Raw genomic sequence first — 14,974 nt, forward strand, 5'->3', positions numbered from 1 at the left:
CCCGGCAGCCCGGCAGCCCGCTCTCGCCCCCGCGCGACCGTCACTTCGGCAACCCGCGGCCACCCCCGGTCCGCGGCTACTCTCCCCCGGCCGTGCTCTGGTCGAACAAATGCACCGCATTCCCGGACGGATCGAGGAACGTCGCTCCCTTCCCGCCGGGCATCTCGATCTCTCCCTGCCAGTCGAGGTCCGGGTGGGCCTCGAGGAAAGCGTCCACGCTCTCGACCGCATAAAACCCGCCCGCGCCCCATCGGGGGCCTGTGTCCGGTGGGACGTCGAGCATGAGTTCCACCTCCGAGCCCGGGATCGCGAACGCCGCCGTGAGATCGCCCTCCCGCCACGACTCGTCGAAACCGAGCACGTCGCGGTAGAACGCGACCGACTCCTTGAGATCTTTCACCGGCTGGTACAGGAACGTCAGCTTCATACCGCTCGACCGTAAACCGGTTACGGAATCCCGTCAACCGGTTATGCTGACGGCATGCGCGAGTGGATCCCGGTCCCCGGGTCGGCCAAGGCCCGGCTCATCGAGGCGGCCATGCACCAGTTCGAGGTGGCCGGGTACGAGGCCGTGAACGTCGTCGAGCTGGCGTCGAAGGCGAGCGTCACCACCGGCTCGCTGTACCACCACTTCGGCTCGAAACTCGGCCTGTACCTCACCGTCCGCGAAGAACTCGAAAAGCGGATCGTCGAGCGGATCGAGGGCGCCGCGGCAGCCGCGGGCGGCGGGCGGCCTGCGGTGCGCGCCGCGCTGCTCGTGGCCTTCGACGCTGCGGTGAAATTCACCGTGTGCCGCATTCTCGGCGAACAGCCCCCGGTCGAACGCGAGGACCCGGTGGCCGCCGCGCTGAAACCGTTGCTGACCAAGCACAAAGCCCCCGCCGCCGACATCCTGGCGGCAGCTTGGCGAGCCGCCCTCCTGACGGTCGCCGACGGAACCACCGCGGCGGCCGCGCGGGCATCACTGGGGTACGTGCTGGGCAGGTGAGGCGTGATCGCCTCGGGCTGACCCCGTAATCTCAGGACAGCCCAGCACGGTCCAGCACGGCTCGGCACAGCACAGCTCGGCTCGGCTCGGCTCGGCCCGGCACAGCTCGGCACGGCACGTCCCAGCACAGCATGGCCCAGCACAGCTCGGCACAGCCCCAGCACAGTTCGGCACAGCCCAGCACGGTGAAGCAGGATGCGAACGGTTCATGAGCGACGAAGCCCGCCCGCCCCGCGGAGCAGAACATGCCCGCCGATCTCGGGGACCGCCTGCGCGCGGGAAGGCTGGCGAAGAAGCTGTCCACCCACGCATTTCGCGCGTGCGCTGGGCGTCTCCCCGGCGCTGGTCGGCCACATCGAAACCGGGCGCACGCTCCCGAGCATCAACACGCTCTACGCGATGGCGACCGTCCTGGAGCTGTCGCTCGACCAGCTGTTCACCCTGGACCCCGACCCGGCTCGCCCGAACGGGCAGGAGGGCGGCCACGGGGTGCTGATCGGACGCCACAACTCCCGCCCGCACCGGGTCAGGGCGCTCGGCGTGCGGTGGGAAAGCCTGGCCAGCCCCGAAGGTCCGCTCCGGTTCGGCCTCGTCACCTACGACGCCGGCGTGTCGACCACGGTGGGCGCGCCACCGCTGGGGCACGACGGAATCGAACACGCCTACCTGCTGTCCGGCACCCTCGTCCGCACCGTCGGCACCGTCGGCACCGTCGGCACCGACCAGTACCAGCTCGCCACCGGCGATTCCTTCGAGCTCGACGCCCGGGTGCCGCACGCGTTGTTCAATCCCGGCCCGCACCCCACGAACCTGCTGTGGGTGCTCGATCCGAACACCGACGCGCCACCCCAAGCGAACTGAGCCTCAACCGCGAAGAACCCGTGCCGCGGCCACCACCTCCTCCTCGGTGTTGAAGTAGTGGAACCCGAACCGGACCCGGTCGCCCAAAGCTGTTGCCCGCACATGGTTTTCGGCCAATGCGGCGGCCAGCTCCGGCGCACAGCCGGTACCCAGCACGACGATCTGCGACAACGGGCCTTCAGTCACCCGGCGAAGGCCCAGCGCCGAGGCTTCGGCGACCATGGCCGAGGCCAGCCCCAGCACGTGCTGCTCGACCTGCACCGGATCCAACGCCGCATGGACCTGCAAGGCCGCGCAAGCACCGATCCACGAAAACCACGCCGGGGAAGCATCGCAGCGGGACGCGCCCGTGGCCAGCTCCAGCGGCCCGCCGAAATAACCGTGCGGAGGTTCCGTCGACTTCCAGCCCGGCGCAAGCGGCACCAGCTCATCGACCCGGTCCGGCCGCGCGACCAGCCACGCCGTGCCGCGCGGGCACAGCAGCCACTTGTACCCGTGCACCGCAAGGTAATCCGGCCGCACCGCGTCGAGATCGAAGCGCAAGGCACCCAGCGATTGCGTGAGGTTGACGAACAGCCTCGCGCCGACCTCGTCCGTCGCCGCACGCAGCGCCGCCAGGTCGAACCGCTGCCCCGTCCGGCTGGTCACCTCGCTCACTGCAAGCAGCGCAACATCCTCGTCCAGCGCAGCGATCAAATCCTCGACTCCCCGCGCCGGGACGCTGACCACGTCATGCCGCGCCAGCCACGGGTACCGATTACTCCGAAATTCCTCCTCCGCAACAACAATCCGCCCACGCGGCAGCGAACCGGCTACCGCGGCAGCAGCTTCCGCAAGGGACGACACAGCCGCAACACACGACGCATCCACTCCGACGAACGCAGCGAACAGCTCCCGTGCCCGCGCCGAAGCGCCATCCCAGGCCAGCCAGTCGAAACTCCCGGCCGACCATTCGTCCAGCGTCTCCCGAAGCGCGGCAACGACCGGCTCCGCACCGGGTGGCGCACCAGGCGTATCCAGCCACACTTCCGAGAGCAGCGCCGGAAACAATGCCCGGAACTCCTCTGGGGTCATCGAGGCACCGCAGCCATCGCCTCAATCTCCACGACTGGGGTCATCGAGGCACCGCAGCCATCGCCTCAATCTCCACGACTGGGGTCATTCATCGAGGCACCGCAGCCATCGCCTCGATCTCCACGACGATCTCCGGCCGCGCGAGCGCCGACACCACGATCATCGACTGCGCCGGCCAGTCCGCATCCGGGAACCACAGCGAGAACACGTCGCCGAGCGCCGTGCGGAAACCACCCAGATGTTCAGTGCCCGCAACCATGCTGAACACCTTCACCAGATGCTCCGGCCGAGCCCCGGCCGCGGCCAGCAGCCGTTCGACGTTCGCGAGCACCTCGCGGGTCTGCGTTTCCGCGTCCGGCCCGGCGAGCGTGCCATCCGGATGCGCACCGATCTGCCCGGCCACCACGACGAGCTCGTACCCGGCAGGCACCTGCGCGAGATGGCTGTACCGGCCGACCGGAGCTCCGACGCTGTCCGGATTCCACCGCTTGATCATCACTTCTCCCCCTCCGAGAGATTCACTGCGGACAGTGCATCACGCAGCACCGACAAAAACTCGTCAGCCTCGGCGACGGTGACGGTCATCGGCGGCGTCACGCGCAGCACATTGCCGAGCAATCCCCCGCGCCCCAACAAAACTCCGCGTTCCCGCGCGGCTTCCAGCACCGCACCGGTCGCGGCGACCGCCGGGGTGCGCGTCCCGGGCCGCACCAGCTCGACCCCGATCATCAAGCCCATCCCCCGCACCTCGCCGATCAGCGGGCAGTCCTCGGCGATCGCGCGCAGGCCCCGCAACAGATGCTCGCCGACCTTGTCCGCCTGCGTCGGCAGATCGTGGTCGAGCAGGTAGTCCACCGTGGCCACCCCGGCCGCCATCGCGAGCGGATTTCCCCCGGCAGTGGAGATCGAGTTCGCGGTCAGGCAGTCCATCAACGATGCACTCGCCACCACCCCGCCGACGGCCACGCCATTGCCGAGCCCCTTGGCGAACGTGATCGCGTCCGGCACCACGCCGAACCCGTTCATCGCGAAGAACGACCGCCCGGTCCGCCCCCATCCCGACTGGACCTCGTCGGAAACCAGCAGAATCCCGTACTCGTCGAGCACCTCCTTCATCGCCGGGAAGAAGCCCTCGGGCGGCGTCGCGAACCCGCCCGCACCCTGGATCGGCTCGGCGAGCAGGCACGCGACGTCCCCGGAGGTCGAGGTCTCCAGGATCGTCCGCAGTTCCTCGGTGCACGCGGCGATGAACCCGGCGTCGTCGAGGTCGCGGAACGGGCTGCGGTAGCGGTATCCGCTGTGCACATACGTGACCGCCAACGGGCTCAACGCAGTCGCCGACCAGCCGCGGATGCCGGTCGTGGCCACGGTCCCGAACGAACGGCCGTGGTAACTGCCGCGCAGCGCCAGTACCTGGTGCGACCGCCGTTGCTGCGTCGCGAGCAGCAGCGCCGCTTCGACTGCCTCGGTACCGGAATTCACGAAAAACACCCGCGCGTCGGGAATCCCGGACAACCGCGCGACGCGTTCGGCCAGTTCGATCTGGTTGCGGATCAGGTACAGCGTCGACGAGTGCAGCAGCCGCCCGGCCTGTTCGCGGATGGCCGCGGTGATCTCGGGAATGTCGTGCCCGACCATCGTGGCCAGCAGGCCGCCGAAGAAATCGAGGTACTCGCGGCCCTCGCCGTCGGTGACGCGGCGGCCGGTCCCGCGGACCAGCTCGATCGGCTCGTCGTAGTACAGGTTCAGCCAGCTCGGCATCACCTGGCGGTGCCGCTGCAGCAGCTCGGCGTGGGACACGGGGGCCTCCTTCGGCGGGGTCGGTGAGTGCCGGTGACCGTAGGTCGGCGCGACACGGCACTCCCCCGCGCGGGGCGCTGAATTTCAGATAGTCGAAAAACGGGTTCAGTCTGATGCACTGGACGTGGCCGGCGTCGCACAGTTCCCCGGTCCGACGAAGTGAACGGGAGGTGACGATGCCTCGACCGAGCGACCGCGAGGTGCAGGCACGGGTCGACGTGATGTCCGGCGACCTGCTCGACCTGCTGGCCGAGACCGTGCGGGAACCCAGCGAAAGCGGCTGGGAGGACCGGGTCAGCGGCAGGTACGCGGACTGGTTCGCCCGCCGCGGATGGCCGGTCACCCGCCAGCCCGTCGGCCCGACCGGCCTCGCCGCCGCCGAGCCCCGGCCGGACGCCCGCGAGAACCTCATCGCCTGGTACCCGCGCCGCCGCGGTCTGCCGTGTGTGGTGCTCAACGGCCACCTCGACGTCGTCCCGGCCGGGGACGAGCAGCTGTGGGCTCACCCGCCGTACTCCGGTCTCCGCCTCGACGGGCACGTCCACGGTCGCGGCTCGGTGGACATGAAGGGCGGTATCGCAGCCGGGCTGTACGCGCTCGCGGTGCTCGAAGACCTGGGTGTCGACCTGCCGTTCGATGTGGCCGTGCAGCTGGTCGTCGCGGAGGAAACCACCGGCGTCGGCACCCGCGCCGCGGCGCTCGAAGTACCCGGCCCGGTCGCCGCGCTCGTCCTGGAACCGACTGACGGCGCCATCGTCCCGATCAGCACCGGTCTGCTGTTCTTCACCGTCGACGTCACGGGCGTCGCCGCGCACACCTCGGCACCGTGGCGTGGGGTCGACGCTTTCGAGCACTTGATCCGCATCCGGGAAGCGTTGGCGGAATTCGCACGCAAGCGGTCGGCTTCGTACCGGCATCCGCTGTTCGCCGACGTTCCGACGGCGATTCCGTTCGCGGTCGGCACCGCGCGCGCCGGGAGCTGGCGCGCGGCGGTGCCCGACTTCGCCACGATGTCCGGCCGGATCGGCCTGAAGCCCGGCGAGGACCTGGCAGCAGTCCGCCGCGAGGTCGAGCAGGTACTCGCCGAGGTCGCGGCCACCGACGGCTGGCTCCGCGACCATCCGCCGGTCGTCCGCTGGGACCACGAAGGCCTGCCTGGCTGGGAAACTCCGCTGGACAGCCCCCTGATCAAAGCACTGCAGTCCGCGCAAGAAACCTGCACTGGCACCGCAACCCGCAAAGGCTTCACCGCGGGTTCCGACGCCGCCTTCTTCGGCTCCCGCGGCATTCCGACCGCGATTTTCGGCCCCGGTGAGGTGACGAAAGCACACGCGCCGGACGAATGCGTGGCCGAGCGCGACGTCGTCGAAGCCACCAAGGTGCTCGCGCTCGCGTTGACCAGGCTGGAGGTAAGCGATGGCTGACACCACGGTCCTGCACACGCTGGAACGCGGGCTCCAGGTGCTGGAAGCTGTCGCCGCGGCAGACGGCGCGGCAACCGCCAAGGTGCTCAGCCGCCAGCTCGGCATCAAGATCGGCACCTGCTACCACCTGCTCCGCACGCTCGTCGCGGGTGGTTACCTGATCCGGCTGCCCGGCGGCCGGTACGACGTGGGCCCGCGAGCGGCGTCGCTGAGCCGCCACCTGCAGCGGCGGTCCGGGCCGTCACCCGAGCTGGCGCTGATCCTCACCCGGCTGCACAACAAGACCCACGAGACCTCGTACATCGCCGGCTGGCATCACGGAACGCTTACACTGCAACACTTCCTGTCCGGGCTGCACACGCTCAACGTCGGCAACCTCGACGTCGGGTACACCGGCAGCATGCACGCCCGCGCGTCGTGCAAGGCGGTGCTCGCCTTCCTGCCGGAGGAGCAGGTCGCGGCGATGTTCGACGGCGTGCCGATGGAGCCGGTGACGCCGAACACGATCACCGATTACGAAGCCCTCACCGCCGATCTCTCCGCGATCCGGCGCCGCGGGTACGCCATGGACCTGGAGGAATTCAGCCCCGGCGTGTGCTGCGTGGCCGCGCCGTTCTTCGGCGAGAGCGGGGTGCCGGCCGGTGCGTTCACCGTTTCCGTGCCGCAGCCGCGGTTCGTCGAACGGCAAGCGTGGCTGATCAAGGAGGTCCGCGAGGCCGCCGTGATGGCGAGCGGCCTGCTCCGCACCGGACGGCTGGTCGTGCCGACGCCCGAACCGTCCGGCTGTGCCACCCGAGACGTTTCCTGACCCTGTTTCCCTTACCCGAGCACGAAAGTGGGTACCCCCATGCCCGAACCCGCCGCGCTGCTGCGTCATCTGGAGGCGATGCAGCGCATCCGTTTCTTCGAGGAAGAGGTCACCCGCCTGCGCGGGACCGGCGACGTCGTCGGCTCGGTCCACCTGTGCAACGGCCAGGAAGCCGTTTACGTCGGCGCCTGCGCAGCCCTGGACCTCAGCCGCGACGCCGTTTTCCCCACCTATCGCGGACACGGCTGGACCTTGGCCTGCGGCGCTCCGCCGCACGCGCTGTTCGCCGAACTCCTCGGCCGCCGGACCGGAATCAACGGCGGCCGCGGCGGTTCCGCCTACCTCACGGCACCGGAACACGGCATGTACGGCGAGAATTCGATCGTCGGCGCCGGAGCCCCGATTGCCGCCGGAGCCGCGCTCGCCGCCACCTTCGACGGGTCCGGCCGCGTCGCACTCGCCGCGTTCGGCGACGGCGCGCTCAACCAGGGCGCAGTACACGAAGCGATGAATTTCGCCGCGGTACGGCGACTCCCGGTGATCTTCCTCGTCGAGAACAACCTGTACTCCGAGCTCACCCCGATCGCCGACATGGTGCGCATCGACAAGCTCTTCCGCCGCGCGTCCGCCTACGGCATGCCCGGTGCGCGGATCGACGGCAACGACCCCGAAGCCGTCCGGACCGCCGTTGCCGAAGCCGTCCGCCGGGCGCGCGAGGGCGAGGGTCCGGTGCTGCTGGAAGCCATGACCCAGCGCATCGTCGGCCACTACATCGGGGACGCCCAGCACTATCGGCCCGCCGGTGAGCTGGACGAAGCCGCGTCCGCCGAACCGATCGGCCGCATCATCCGCGAACTCCTCGCCGCCGGCGTCGATCAGTCCGAAGTGGACCCCGTCGTCGCGCGTGTGGCCCGCGAGATCGCCGACGCGTCCGCACAGGCCCTCGCCGACCCGATCGCCGATCCCTCGACCGTCCTGGAGCACCTGTATGCCTGAGATCAAGAAACTCTCGTACGCCGAGGCCGTGAACGCGGCGTTGCGCCGTGCGCTCGAGGAACGCCCCGAGGCTCTGCTGTTCGGCGAGGACGTCGGCAAGCCCGGCGGCGTGTTCGGCGTGACGAAGGGGCTGCACAAGCTGTTCGGCGACCGCGTTTTCGACACCCCGATCTCGGAGTCGGCGATCCTCGGCGGCGCGGTCGGGTCCGCGATGTTCGGACGGCGGCCGATCGTCGAGATCATGTGGGCCGACTTCTTCCTCGTGGCCCTTGACCAGCTGGTGAACCAGGCGGCGAACGTCCGTTACGTGTCGCGTGGGGCATTGTCCGCGCCGATCACCGTCCGGACGCAGCAGGGCAGCGCGCCGGGCGCGTGCGCGCAGCATTCGCAGAGCCTGGAGGCGTTCTTCGCGCACATCCCCGGCCTGCGCGTTTGCCTGCCCGCCACCCACCAGGACGCCTACGACCTGCTGCTCTCCGCGATCTGGTGCGACGACCCGGTGGTCGTCATCGAAAACCGCACGCTCTACCACGCGGGTAAGCAGGAAGTGCAGCTCGGCGGCGAAATCCGGCCGTTCGGCGGCGCCGCGGTACGCCGTCCTGGCACCGACGTCACCGTCCTGACCTGGGGCGCAATGCAACACCGCGTCCTCGACGCGGCCGAGCGGCTCGCCGGAGACGGCATCGACGCCGAGGTCCTCGACGCGCGCTGGGTCCGGCCGTTCGACCTCGACACCCTCCTGGGCAGCGTCCGCCGCACCGGTCGGCTGGTCGTCGCCCACGAGGCGCACACGGTCGGCGGATTCGGCGGCGAGGTCGTGGCCGCGGTCGCCGAAGCCGGGGTGCCACTGCATTGCCCGCCCGTCCGGATCGGCGCGCCCGACGCGCGGATTCCCGCCGCGCCGGCCCTCGCCGGTGCCGTGATCCCGACCGCCGACGTGATCGCCGAGGCCGTCACCAAAGCCGTCCACGCCTGACCCCCCGGAGACTCCCATGTCCCTGTCCATGCCCGCATTTGCGCCGCTGTACGGAGTCGGCGCGGAATCCGTGGACCTGCGCTGGCTCACCGTCGAATACCGCACCGACCCGTCGGTGCTCGCCAGCATTCTTCCCGCCCCGCTGACCCCGACCGGCGATCCGCGCGTCGCCATCTGGGTCGCGGAGTTCCTCGGCGCGGAGTTCCACCTGCCCGACGGCGCCGTCGAACGACGCCCGCCGTACCTGCAGGGTGGCGTTTGCGTGCAGTGCCGCCGGGAGGACGAGGTGGGCGCGTACCCGCTCACGTTCTTCATCGAGGGCCTCAACCACGGCACGCTCGGTCGGGAAATCTTCGGCCTGCCCAAGAAACAGGCCCGCGCGGTGCGCCTCGCCGACGACGGCACCAGCGCCCGGATCGTCACGGCGAACGACATCGAGGTCGTGTCCGTCGCGGCGCAGCCCACCGAACAGCACGCCGAGATCGACCCCATCCCGGACTGGTTCGCGCGGCATTTCACGCTCAAACTCATCCCCAGCGCGGAAGGCACCGGCTACGACATCAGCCGTCTCGTCCGCGTTCCGTTCCGGAGTTCGCAGCCCGGCGAAGGCTGGGAAGGCACCGCGGACGTCGTGCTGCGGGAATCCGCCGCGGACCCGCTGAGCACGCTCGGCTGCCGGGAGGTGGTGCACGCCCGCTACGGCCGGGTCCGCCTGGAGGTCGGCTTCGGCAAGTACCTCGACCACGTCGACGAGATCCCCGTTGCCGGGACCCCGGATTGGGGCACCGCGGCAGAGAAAGCAGGTGCCCGATGACTGCCACCGCAACCATCCGCACCACGCTCACTCGCACGCAGCGTACGTCGATCATCGCGGCCTGTATCGGGAACTTCATCGAGTGGTACGAGTTCGTCCTGTACGGCTACCTCGCGTCCACGATCGCAGTGCTCTACTTCCCCGTCGCCGACCCGGCCGCCGGGCTGCTGCTGACGTTCGCGGTGTTCGGTGTCAGCTTCATCGTGCGACCGCTCGGCGGCGTGGTGTTCGGCTACATCGGCGACCGCTACGGCCGTCGCAGCGCGCTGTCGGCGATCATCCTGCTGATCTCACTGGGCACGGCGTTGATGGCGGCAGTGCCGACGTACGCGTCGATCGGCGTCGCGGCGCCGATCCTGATCCTCGTGCTGCGGCTGGCCCAAGGCCTGTCCGCGGGTGGTGAATGGACCGGCGCGGTGTCGTACATCATCGAAAGCGCGCCACCCGGGAAACGCGCGTACTACGGCAGCTGGCAGACGATCACGATCGTGCTCGGCATGATGGTCGCCGGGTTGTCCAGCCTGGCGTGCACCGAACTGCTGACCCCGACGGCACTGCAGTCGTGGGGCTGGCGGATCCCGTTCCTGCTCGCGCTGCCGCTCGGCCTGGTCGGGCTGTACCTGCGGCTGCGGCTCGACGAAACCCCGGAGTACACCGAGCTCGTCGCCGAAGGCGGGCACGAACGCGCGCCGCTGCGGGCCACCCTGAAACACGACTGGCGTTCGATGCTCCGGATCGCCGCGCTCGTGTGCTCGCCGACCATGTGCACGTACGTCCTGCTCGTGTACGGGCCGACGTATCTGACCACTGAGCTGCACGTACCGTCCGGATCGGCGAAGGTCGCCGGGTTCGCCGCGATGGCGGTCCTGATCGTGCTCACCGTGATCTTCGCGCGGATGTGCGACCGGATCGGCCGCAAGCCGTTCCTGCTCGCGGGCGCGGCCTGGGTGCTGGTGACCGCGCCGCTCGGATTCTTCTTGCTGCACCAGGGTTCTCTCGGTTTCCTGATCGCCGGTCTCGGCGTGATGGTGGTCGGCGAAGCCCTCATGCTCGGACCGCAGCCGGCGCTGTTCGCCGAGCTGTTCCCCACCGCCCGCCGCTACAGCGGGGTCGGCATCGGCTACAACCTGGGTGTCGTCCTCTTCGGCGGCGCCGGGCCCTTGGTCGCCACAGCAATCCTCGAAGCGACCGGAAACACGTACGCGCCCGCCTGGTATCTGGCCGCGGGCGCACTGATCAGCCTGGTCGCGGCGTTCTGCACGCCCGAGACCCGGCACAGCTCCCTCCAGGGAGGAACCCCATGACCGAAGCCTGGGCCGAAAACCGCGAGGACTACGCACTGCGCCCGGTGCCGTCGAGTTACCAGAAGTGGAGTGTGTCGTCGCTCTTCGGCGTGATGTTCGGGATCACGACCGCGATGTTCTTCTTCTCGTGGGGCGGCACGCTCGTGCATGCCTACGGGACCGTGAACCTGGTCATCGGGCTGGTGATCGCGACCGTGATCGTCGGTGCGCTGGCCTACCTCTGGACCAGTGCCGCGTCCCGCAGCGGCCTCGGCTCCGACCTGCTGACCCGCGGTGCCGGGTTCGGGTTCCTCGGCTCCACCGTGACGTCCCTGATCTTCGCCGTGAACTCGTTGCTGTTCTTCGCGTTCGAGGGCTCGATCATGGCGAACGCGGTGATGGCGGAGTGGCCGTCGGTGCCGCCCTGGGTCGTGTACACCGTTGCCGGGGCGATTTTCATCCCGCTGACCTGGTACGGGCTGCGGTTGGTGAACATCCTGATGTGGGTGACGCTGCCGGTGTTCGCGGTGTTCATGGTACTCACGATCTGGCACGCCGCCCGTACGCCGGTCGATGTCGGTTTCTGGTCCTACCGGCCTGCCGCCGGGGCGGATCCGGCCGCCGGACCGCCGGTACTGCAGCTGCTCGCCGCCGCTTTCGGGGTGGCCGGCACGATTCCCGTCGCCGCGGACTTCGGCCGGTTCATCCCGGCCCGGCGCAGGCGGCTCGGGTCCTTCGTGGTCGGTCCGGTGTTCGCCGCGGTGACGTTCCTCGGCCCGACGCTGCTCGGCGCGTGGCTGTCGCTGCGCTTCGGCGAGACCGACCCGGGCAAGTACCTGCCAGGCGTGTTCGGGGTGTGGGGCGTGCTGTTCGTCGTCACCACCCAGCTGCGGATCAACCTGAGCAACGCCTACTCCGGGTCGCTGCAGTTCGCCGGGTTCTTCTGCCGCATCTTCGGCGTGACGCCGGGGCGGCACTGGTTCGTGGTGCTCACCGTCGTGCTCGGCACCGCGCTGATGTTCGGCGACCTCTACAGCAGGCTCAACGCGGTCCTCACCTTCGGCGGCGTGTTCATGCTCGCGTGGATCGCCTGTGTGGTCTCGGACATGACGATCAACAAGCGGCTCCTCAAGTTGTCCCCACCTGAGTTCGAATACCGCCGGTCGCGGCTGCCCGCGTTCAACCCGGTCGGGCTCGGCGCGATCGCGGGCGCGCTGGTCGTGTCGGCTCCCCCGGCGTTCGGGTTGTTCGGGCCGCTGGGCATGACGCTGGCGCCGTTCATCGCCGCCGCGGTGGGATTCGTGCTCGTGCCGGTGATCGCGCTGGCGACCCGGGGCCGGACGTACACCGTTCCGTCCACGGCCGAGGAGGTCACCGATCTCGTGACGTGTGTCGTGTGTTCCGAGCAGCACGCAAGCGAGGATTTCGTCTCCTGCCCGTTCCATCGCGGCTCTGTCTGTTCGGTGTGCTGTGCTGCCGAACGCTCGTGCCGCTCGCTGTGCAAGAAATCGCCGGTAGCATTGGAAAGGACCCCCGCATGAACGACCTCCTCGCCCGCATCGAGCGGCTCGAAGACCTCGAAGCCATCCGGCAGCTGAAGAGCGAGTACGCCCGCACCTGCGACCTCGGCGCCGACCCGGACGCGCTGATGGCGCTCTTCGCGCCGGAAGGTGACGTGGTGTGGCGCAGCAATGTCTTCGGTGAGCACCACGGGCACGACGCCATCCACAAGTGGTTCTCCGGGGTGGCCGGGATGATGCCGTGGGCCGCGCATTTCATGGTGAACCCGGTGATCGAGGTCAGCGGGGACACCGCCAGGGGACGGTGGGACCTGCTCGAATTCGCCACCATGACCGGGGATTCCGGGTTCGAACCGGTCCTGATGACCGGGTGGTACACCGACGAGTTCCGCAAGGTCGGCGGGCGCTGGTACTTCAGCGTCATCGACATCGCGATGCAGCAGATGTCCGGCTGGCTCGAGGGCTGGGTGCGCGAGCCCAACCGGGGCGGGGACCCGCTGGTGGTCGCCGCCGGGCGGGCCCTGCAGTGAACGACGTCCTCCGGCAGGCCGAGCGGCTCGGCCTGCCGGTCGGCGCCGCGGAGCTCCCGGCAGTCCAGGAACTGGTCACGGAAATCCTCGGCACCGTGCGGTCGTTGCCGGTACCAGCGCGTCCTGCGGTTTCTCGTGCCGTGCGGGCACCGTCCACAGAGGACGATCCGCTCAACGCCGTGACCTGGTGGACGGACGCCGAACCGACCTCGTCCGGCCCGCTGGACGGGGTCCGGGTCGCGGTGAAGGACTGCATTGCGGTGTCGGGCGTGCCGATGAGCGCGGGTTCGGCGCTGCTGGCGGGGTTCCGGCCGGACGTCGACAGCACCGTCGTCGCGCGGTTGCGGGCTGCGGGCGCGCGCATCGTGGCGACCACGCGAATGGACGAGTTCGGACTGGCCGCGGGCGGTGACACCGGTGTCGGCGGGGCAGTACGCAATCCGTTCGACCCGGACCGGACCGCCGGTGGGTCGTCGTCGGGTTGTGCGGCTGCCTTGCATTACTCCACTGTGGACGTTGCCGTTGGCGCCGACCAGGGCGGTTCCGTGCGGGTACCAGCGGCGTGGTGCGGGGTATTCGGGCTGAAGCCGACCAGCGGGCTCGTCCCCGCGACGGGTTCGGTGGGCATCGACCACACCGTCGACCACCTGGGCCCGATCGCCCGCACCACCGCCGACCTCGCGCGGGTCCTGAACGTCCTCGCCGGACCCGACGGCGCGGACCCCCGGCAGTCCGGCCTGCCACCACCGGTCGACTACTCAGCCGCCGAGCCTCGCGACCTCTCCGGAGTACGCCTGGGTCTGCTCCGCACGCCCGGTGAACCCGCAGTACAGGCCGCCTTCGACGATGTGGTGGCTTCGCTGACGAAGCTGGGCGCGACGATCATTCCCGTCGACCTGCCCGAACTCGCCGACGCAGGCGCGCTGTGCTTCGGCACGACCGTCGAGGGAACCACCGCTCTACTGGCCGCAGGCGGCAACGGTTACCAGTGGCGCGGACACTATTGGCCGGAACTGGCGCGCGCCGTCGCCGACGGCTGGCGTTCGAATGCCGGTGACCTCGGCCTCGCCGCGAAGGCCGTGCTGCTCGCCGGGTCCTACCTGCAGGAAACGTACCGCGGCGAGTGGTACGCGATCGCCCAGAACGCCCGGTCCCGGCTGGTGTCCGGCTACGCCCGCGCCCTCGACGGCGTCGACGCGCTCCTTTCGCCCACCACACCGGGTCTGCCGCATCCAGTTCATGCGGATTCCGACCTGGCCCGCGTGCGCCGAGGCTGGGCGGTACTGGCGAACACGGTACCGGCCAACCTCACCGGGCACCCGGCGCTGTCCATGCCGCTGGCAGAGGCGGAGGGCTTGCCGGTCGGCGCAATGCTGACCGGCCACCACTTCGACGAAGCTCGTTTGCTGCAGATTTCCGCGGTATGTGAACGAGAACTGGGTACACGGCCTACTCGATCGTGATCACCAGCTTGCCGAACTGGTCACCCTCGGCCAGTTCGGCAAGCGCCCGCGGACCTTGTTCGAGCGGAAACGTCCGGTGCACGACCGGCCGGATCCGATGCTCCGTCACGAGCGTGACCATCTGGTGGAACTCGCGGGCGCTGCCCATCGACGTGCCGAGCACACTGATCTGCCGGAAGAACAACTCCCGCAGCGACATGGCGACGTCCGGCCCGGTCGTGGCCCCGAGGGTCACCATCCGTCCGCCGGAACGAAGGACGGACAGCCCGGCACCGAACGTCGCCCGCCCGATACTGTCGACGACGAGGTCCACCGGGTCGAGCTTCCATTCTGTCGTGCTGTCGATCGCCCGGTCGGCGCCGAGTTCCCTGGCGCGGTCCAGCTTTTCGGGGCTCCGGGACGTGACGCTGACCGTGGCGTTCGTGGCTTTCGCCATC

At 69.6% G+C, this 14,974-nt stretch carries 16 protein-coding genes; 11 read left to right on the forward strand and 5 right to left on the reverse strand.

Features of this window, described 5'->3' with window-relative positions:
• Positions 1–76 precede the first annotated feature (76 nt).
• The gene (locus OO71_RS42860) at positions 77–427 is read right to left on the reverse strand and encodes a VOC family protein (RefSeq protein WP_033295830.1); all 351 of its coding nucleotides are present in this window, start codon (positions 425–427) and stop codon (positions 77–79) included.
• A 54-nt stretch (positions 428–481) separates the two neighbouring features.
• Between OO71_RS42860 and OO71_RS42865 the strand changes: the two genes are divergently transcribed.
• Together OO71_RS42865 and OO71_RS42870 are read left to right on the forward strand one after the other, a co-directional pair.
• Positions 482–988 (forward strand): TetR/AcrR family transcriptional regulator, encoded by a 507-nt coding sequence (locus OO71_RS42865; protein ID WP_033295831.1) that lies wholly within the window; start codon positions 482–484, stop codon positions 986–988.
• Positions 989–1,183: 195 nt separating this feature from the next.
• Positions 1,184–1,849 (forward strand): XRE family transcriptional regulator, encoded by a 666-nt coding sequence (locus OO71_RS42870; protein ID WP_084145688.1) that lies wholly within the window; start codon positions 1,184–1,186, stop codon positions 1,847–1,849.
• Positions 1,850–1,852: 3 nt separating this feature from the next.
• On the opposite strand, the gene OO71_RS42875 is transcribed toward OO71_RS42870, so the two are convergent.
• The 3 genes from OO71_RS42875 to OO71_RS42885 all read right to left on the reverse strand — a co-directional run bounded on the left by OO71_RS42875 (position 1,853) and on the right by OO71_RS42885 (position 4,723).
• Positions 1,853–2,923, reverse strand: a complete 1,071-nt coding sequence (locus tag OO71_RS42875; protein WP_033295833.1) for an aminotransferase class V-fold PLP-dependent enzyme — start codon at positions 2,921–2,923, stop codon at positions 1,853–1,855.
• Positions 2,924–3,011: 88 nt separating this feature from the next.
• Entirely contained in the window at positions 3,012–3,419 is a 408-nt protein-coding gene (locus OO71_RS42880) for a RidA family protein (RefSeq protein ID WP_033295834.1), read from the reverse strand.
• On the reverse strand, positions 3,419–4,723 hold the full coding sequence (locus tag OO71_RS42885) for an aspartate aminotransferase family protein (RefSeq protein WP_033295835.1): 1,305 nt from the start codon (positions 4,721–4,723) through the stop codon (positions 3,419–3,421). Before OO71_RS42885 ends, OO71_RS42880 begins: the two co-directional genes overlap by 1 nt.
• Positions 4,724–4,899: 176 nt before the next feature.
• Between OO71_RS42885 and OO71_RS42890 the strand changes: the two genes are divergently transcribed.
• The 9 genes from OO71_RS42890 to OO71_RS42930 are packed head-to-tail and all read left to right on the forward strand — an operon-like array spanning position 4,900 to position 14,537.
• Positions 4,900–6,147: a M20 family metallopeptidase gene (locus OO71_RS42890; RefSeq protein WP_033295836.1), complete on the forward strand. Its 1,248-nt coding sequence runs from the start codon at positions 4,900–4,902 to the stop codon at positions 6,145–6,147.
• A complete protein-coding gene (locus OO71_RS42895) occupies positions 6,140–6,955 on the forward strand; it encodes an IclR family transcriptional regulator (RefSeq protein ID WP_033295837.1) in 816 nt (271 codons plus the stop codon). Before OO71_RS42890 ends, OO71_RS42895 begins: the two co-directional genes overlap by 8 nt.
• 39 nt (positions 6,956–6,994) lie before the next feature.
• Positions 6,995–7,951, forward strand: coding sequence for a thiamine pyrophosphate-dependent dehydrogenase E1 component subunit alpha (locus OO71_RS42900; protein ID WP_033295838.1), 957 nt, complete (start codon positions 6,995–6,997; stop codon positions 7,949–7,951).
• Positions 7,944–8,927 (forward strand): alpha-ketoacid dehydrogenase subunit beta, encoded by a 984-nt coding sequence (locus tag OO71_RS42905; RefSeq protein ID WP_033295839.1) that lies wholly within the window; start codon positions 7,944–7,946, stop codon positions 8,925–8,927. Before OO71_RS42900 ends, OO71_RS42905 begins: the two co-directional genes overlap by 8 nt.
• A 16-nt stretch (positions 8,928–8,943) precedes the next feature.
• Complete coding sequence (locus OO71_RS42910; RefSeq protein WP_051793083.1) at positions 8,944–9,741, forward strand: acetoacetate decarboxylase family protein; 798 nt, start codon at positions 8,944–8,946, stop codon at positions 9,739–9,741.
• On the forward strand, positions 9,738–11,045 hold the full coding sequence (locus OO71_RS42915; protein WP_033295840.1) for an MFS transporter: 1,308 nt from the start codon (positions 9,738–9,740) through the stop codon (positions 11,043–11,045). The genes OO71_RS42910 and OO71_RS42915 overlap by 4 nt, the downstream gene beginning before the upstream one ends.
• Positions 11,042–12,565 carry a purine-cytosine permease family protein gene (locus OO71_RS42920; protein WP_033295841.1) on the forward strand — a complete coding sequence of 508 codons (1,524 nt, stop codon included), beginning with the start codon at positions 11,042–11,044 and terminating at the stop codon, positions 12,563–12,565. Before OO71_RS42915 ends, OO71_RS42920 begins: the two co-directional genes overlap by 4 nt.
• Entirely contained in the window at positions 12,562–13,074 is a 513-nt protein-coding gene (locus tag OO71_RS42925; protein WP_033295842.1) for a nuclear transport factor 2 family protein, read from the forward strand. The genes OO71_RS42920 and OO71_RS42925 overlap by 4 nt, the downstream gene beginning before the upstream one ends.
• The gene (locus OO71_RS42930; protein WP_033295843.1) at positions 13,071–14,537 is read left to right on the forward strand and encodes an amidase family protein; all 1,467 of its coding nucleotides are present in this window, start codon (positions 13,071–13,073) and stop codon (positions 14,535–14,537) included. Before OO71_RS42925 ends, OO71_RS42930 begins: the two co-directional genes overlap by 4 nt.
• On the opposite strand, the gene OO71_RS51835 is transcribed toward OO71_RS42930, so the two are convergent.
• The gene (locus tag OO71_RS51835) at positions 14,524–14,973 is read right to left on the reverse strand and encodes a zinc-binding dehydrogenase (RefSeq protein WP_051793084.1); all 450 of its coding nucleotides are present in this window, start codon (positions 14,971–14,973) and stop codon (positions 14,524–14,526) included. The two genes, OO71_RS42930 and OO71_RS51835, sit on opposite strands and share 14 nt — an antisense overlap.
• Position 14,974: the final 1 nt, after the last annotated feature.

Origin of the sequence: Amycolatopsis jejuensis (assembly GCF_000717335.1) — a bacterium.
Lineage (GTDB): Bacteria > Actinomycetota > Actinomycetes > Mycobacteriales > Pseudonocardiaceae > Amycolatopsis > Amycolatopsis jejuensis.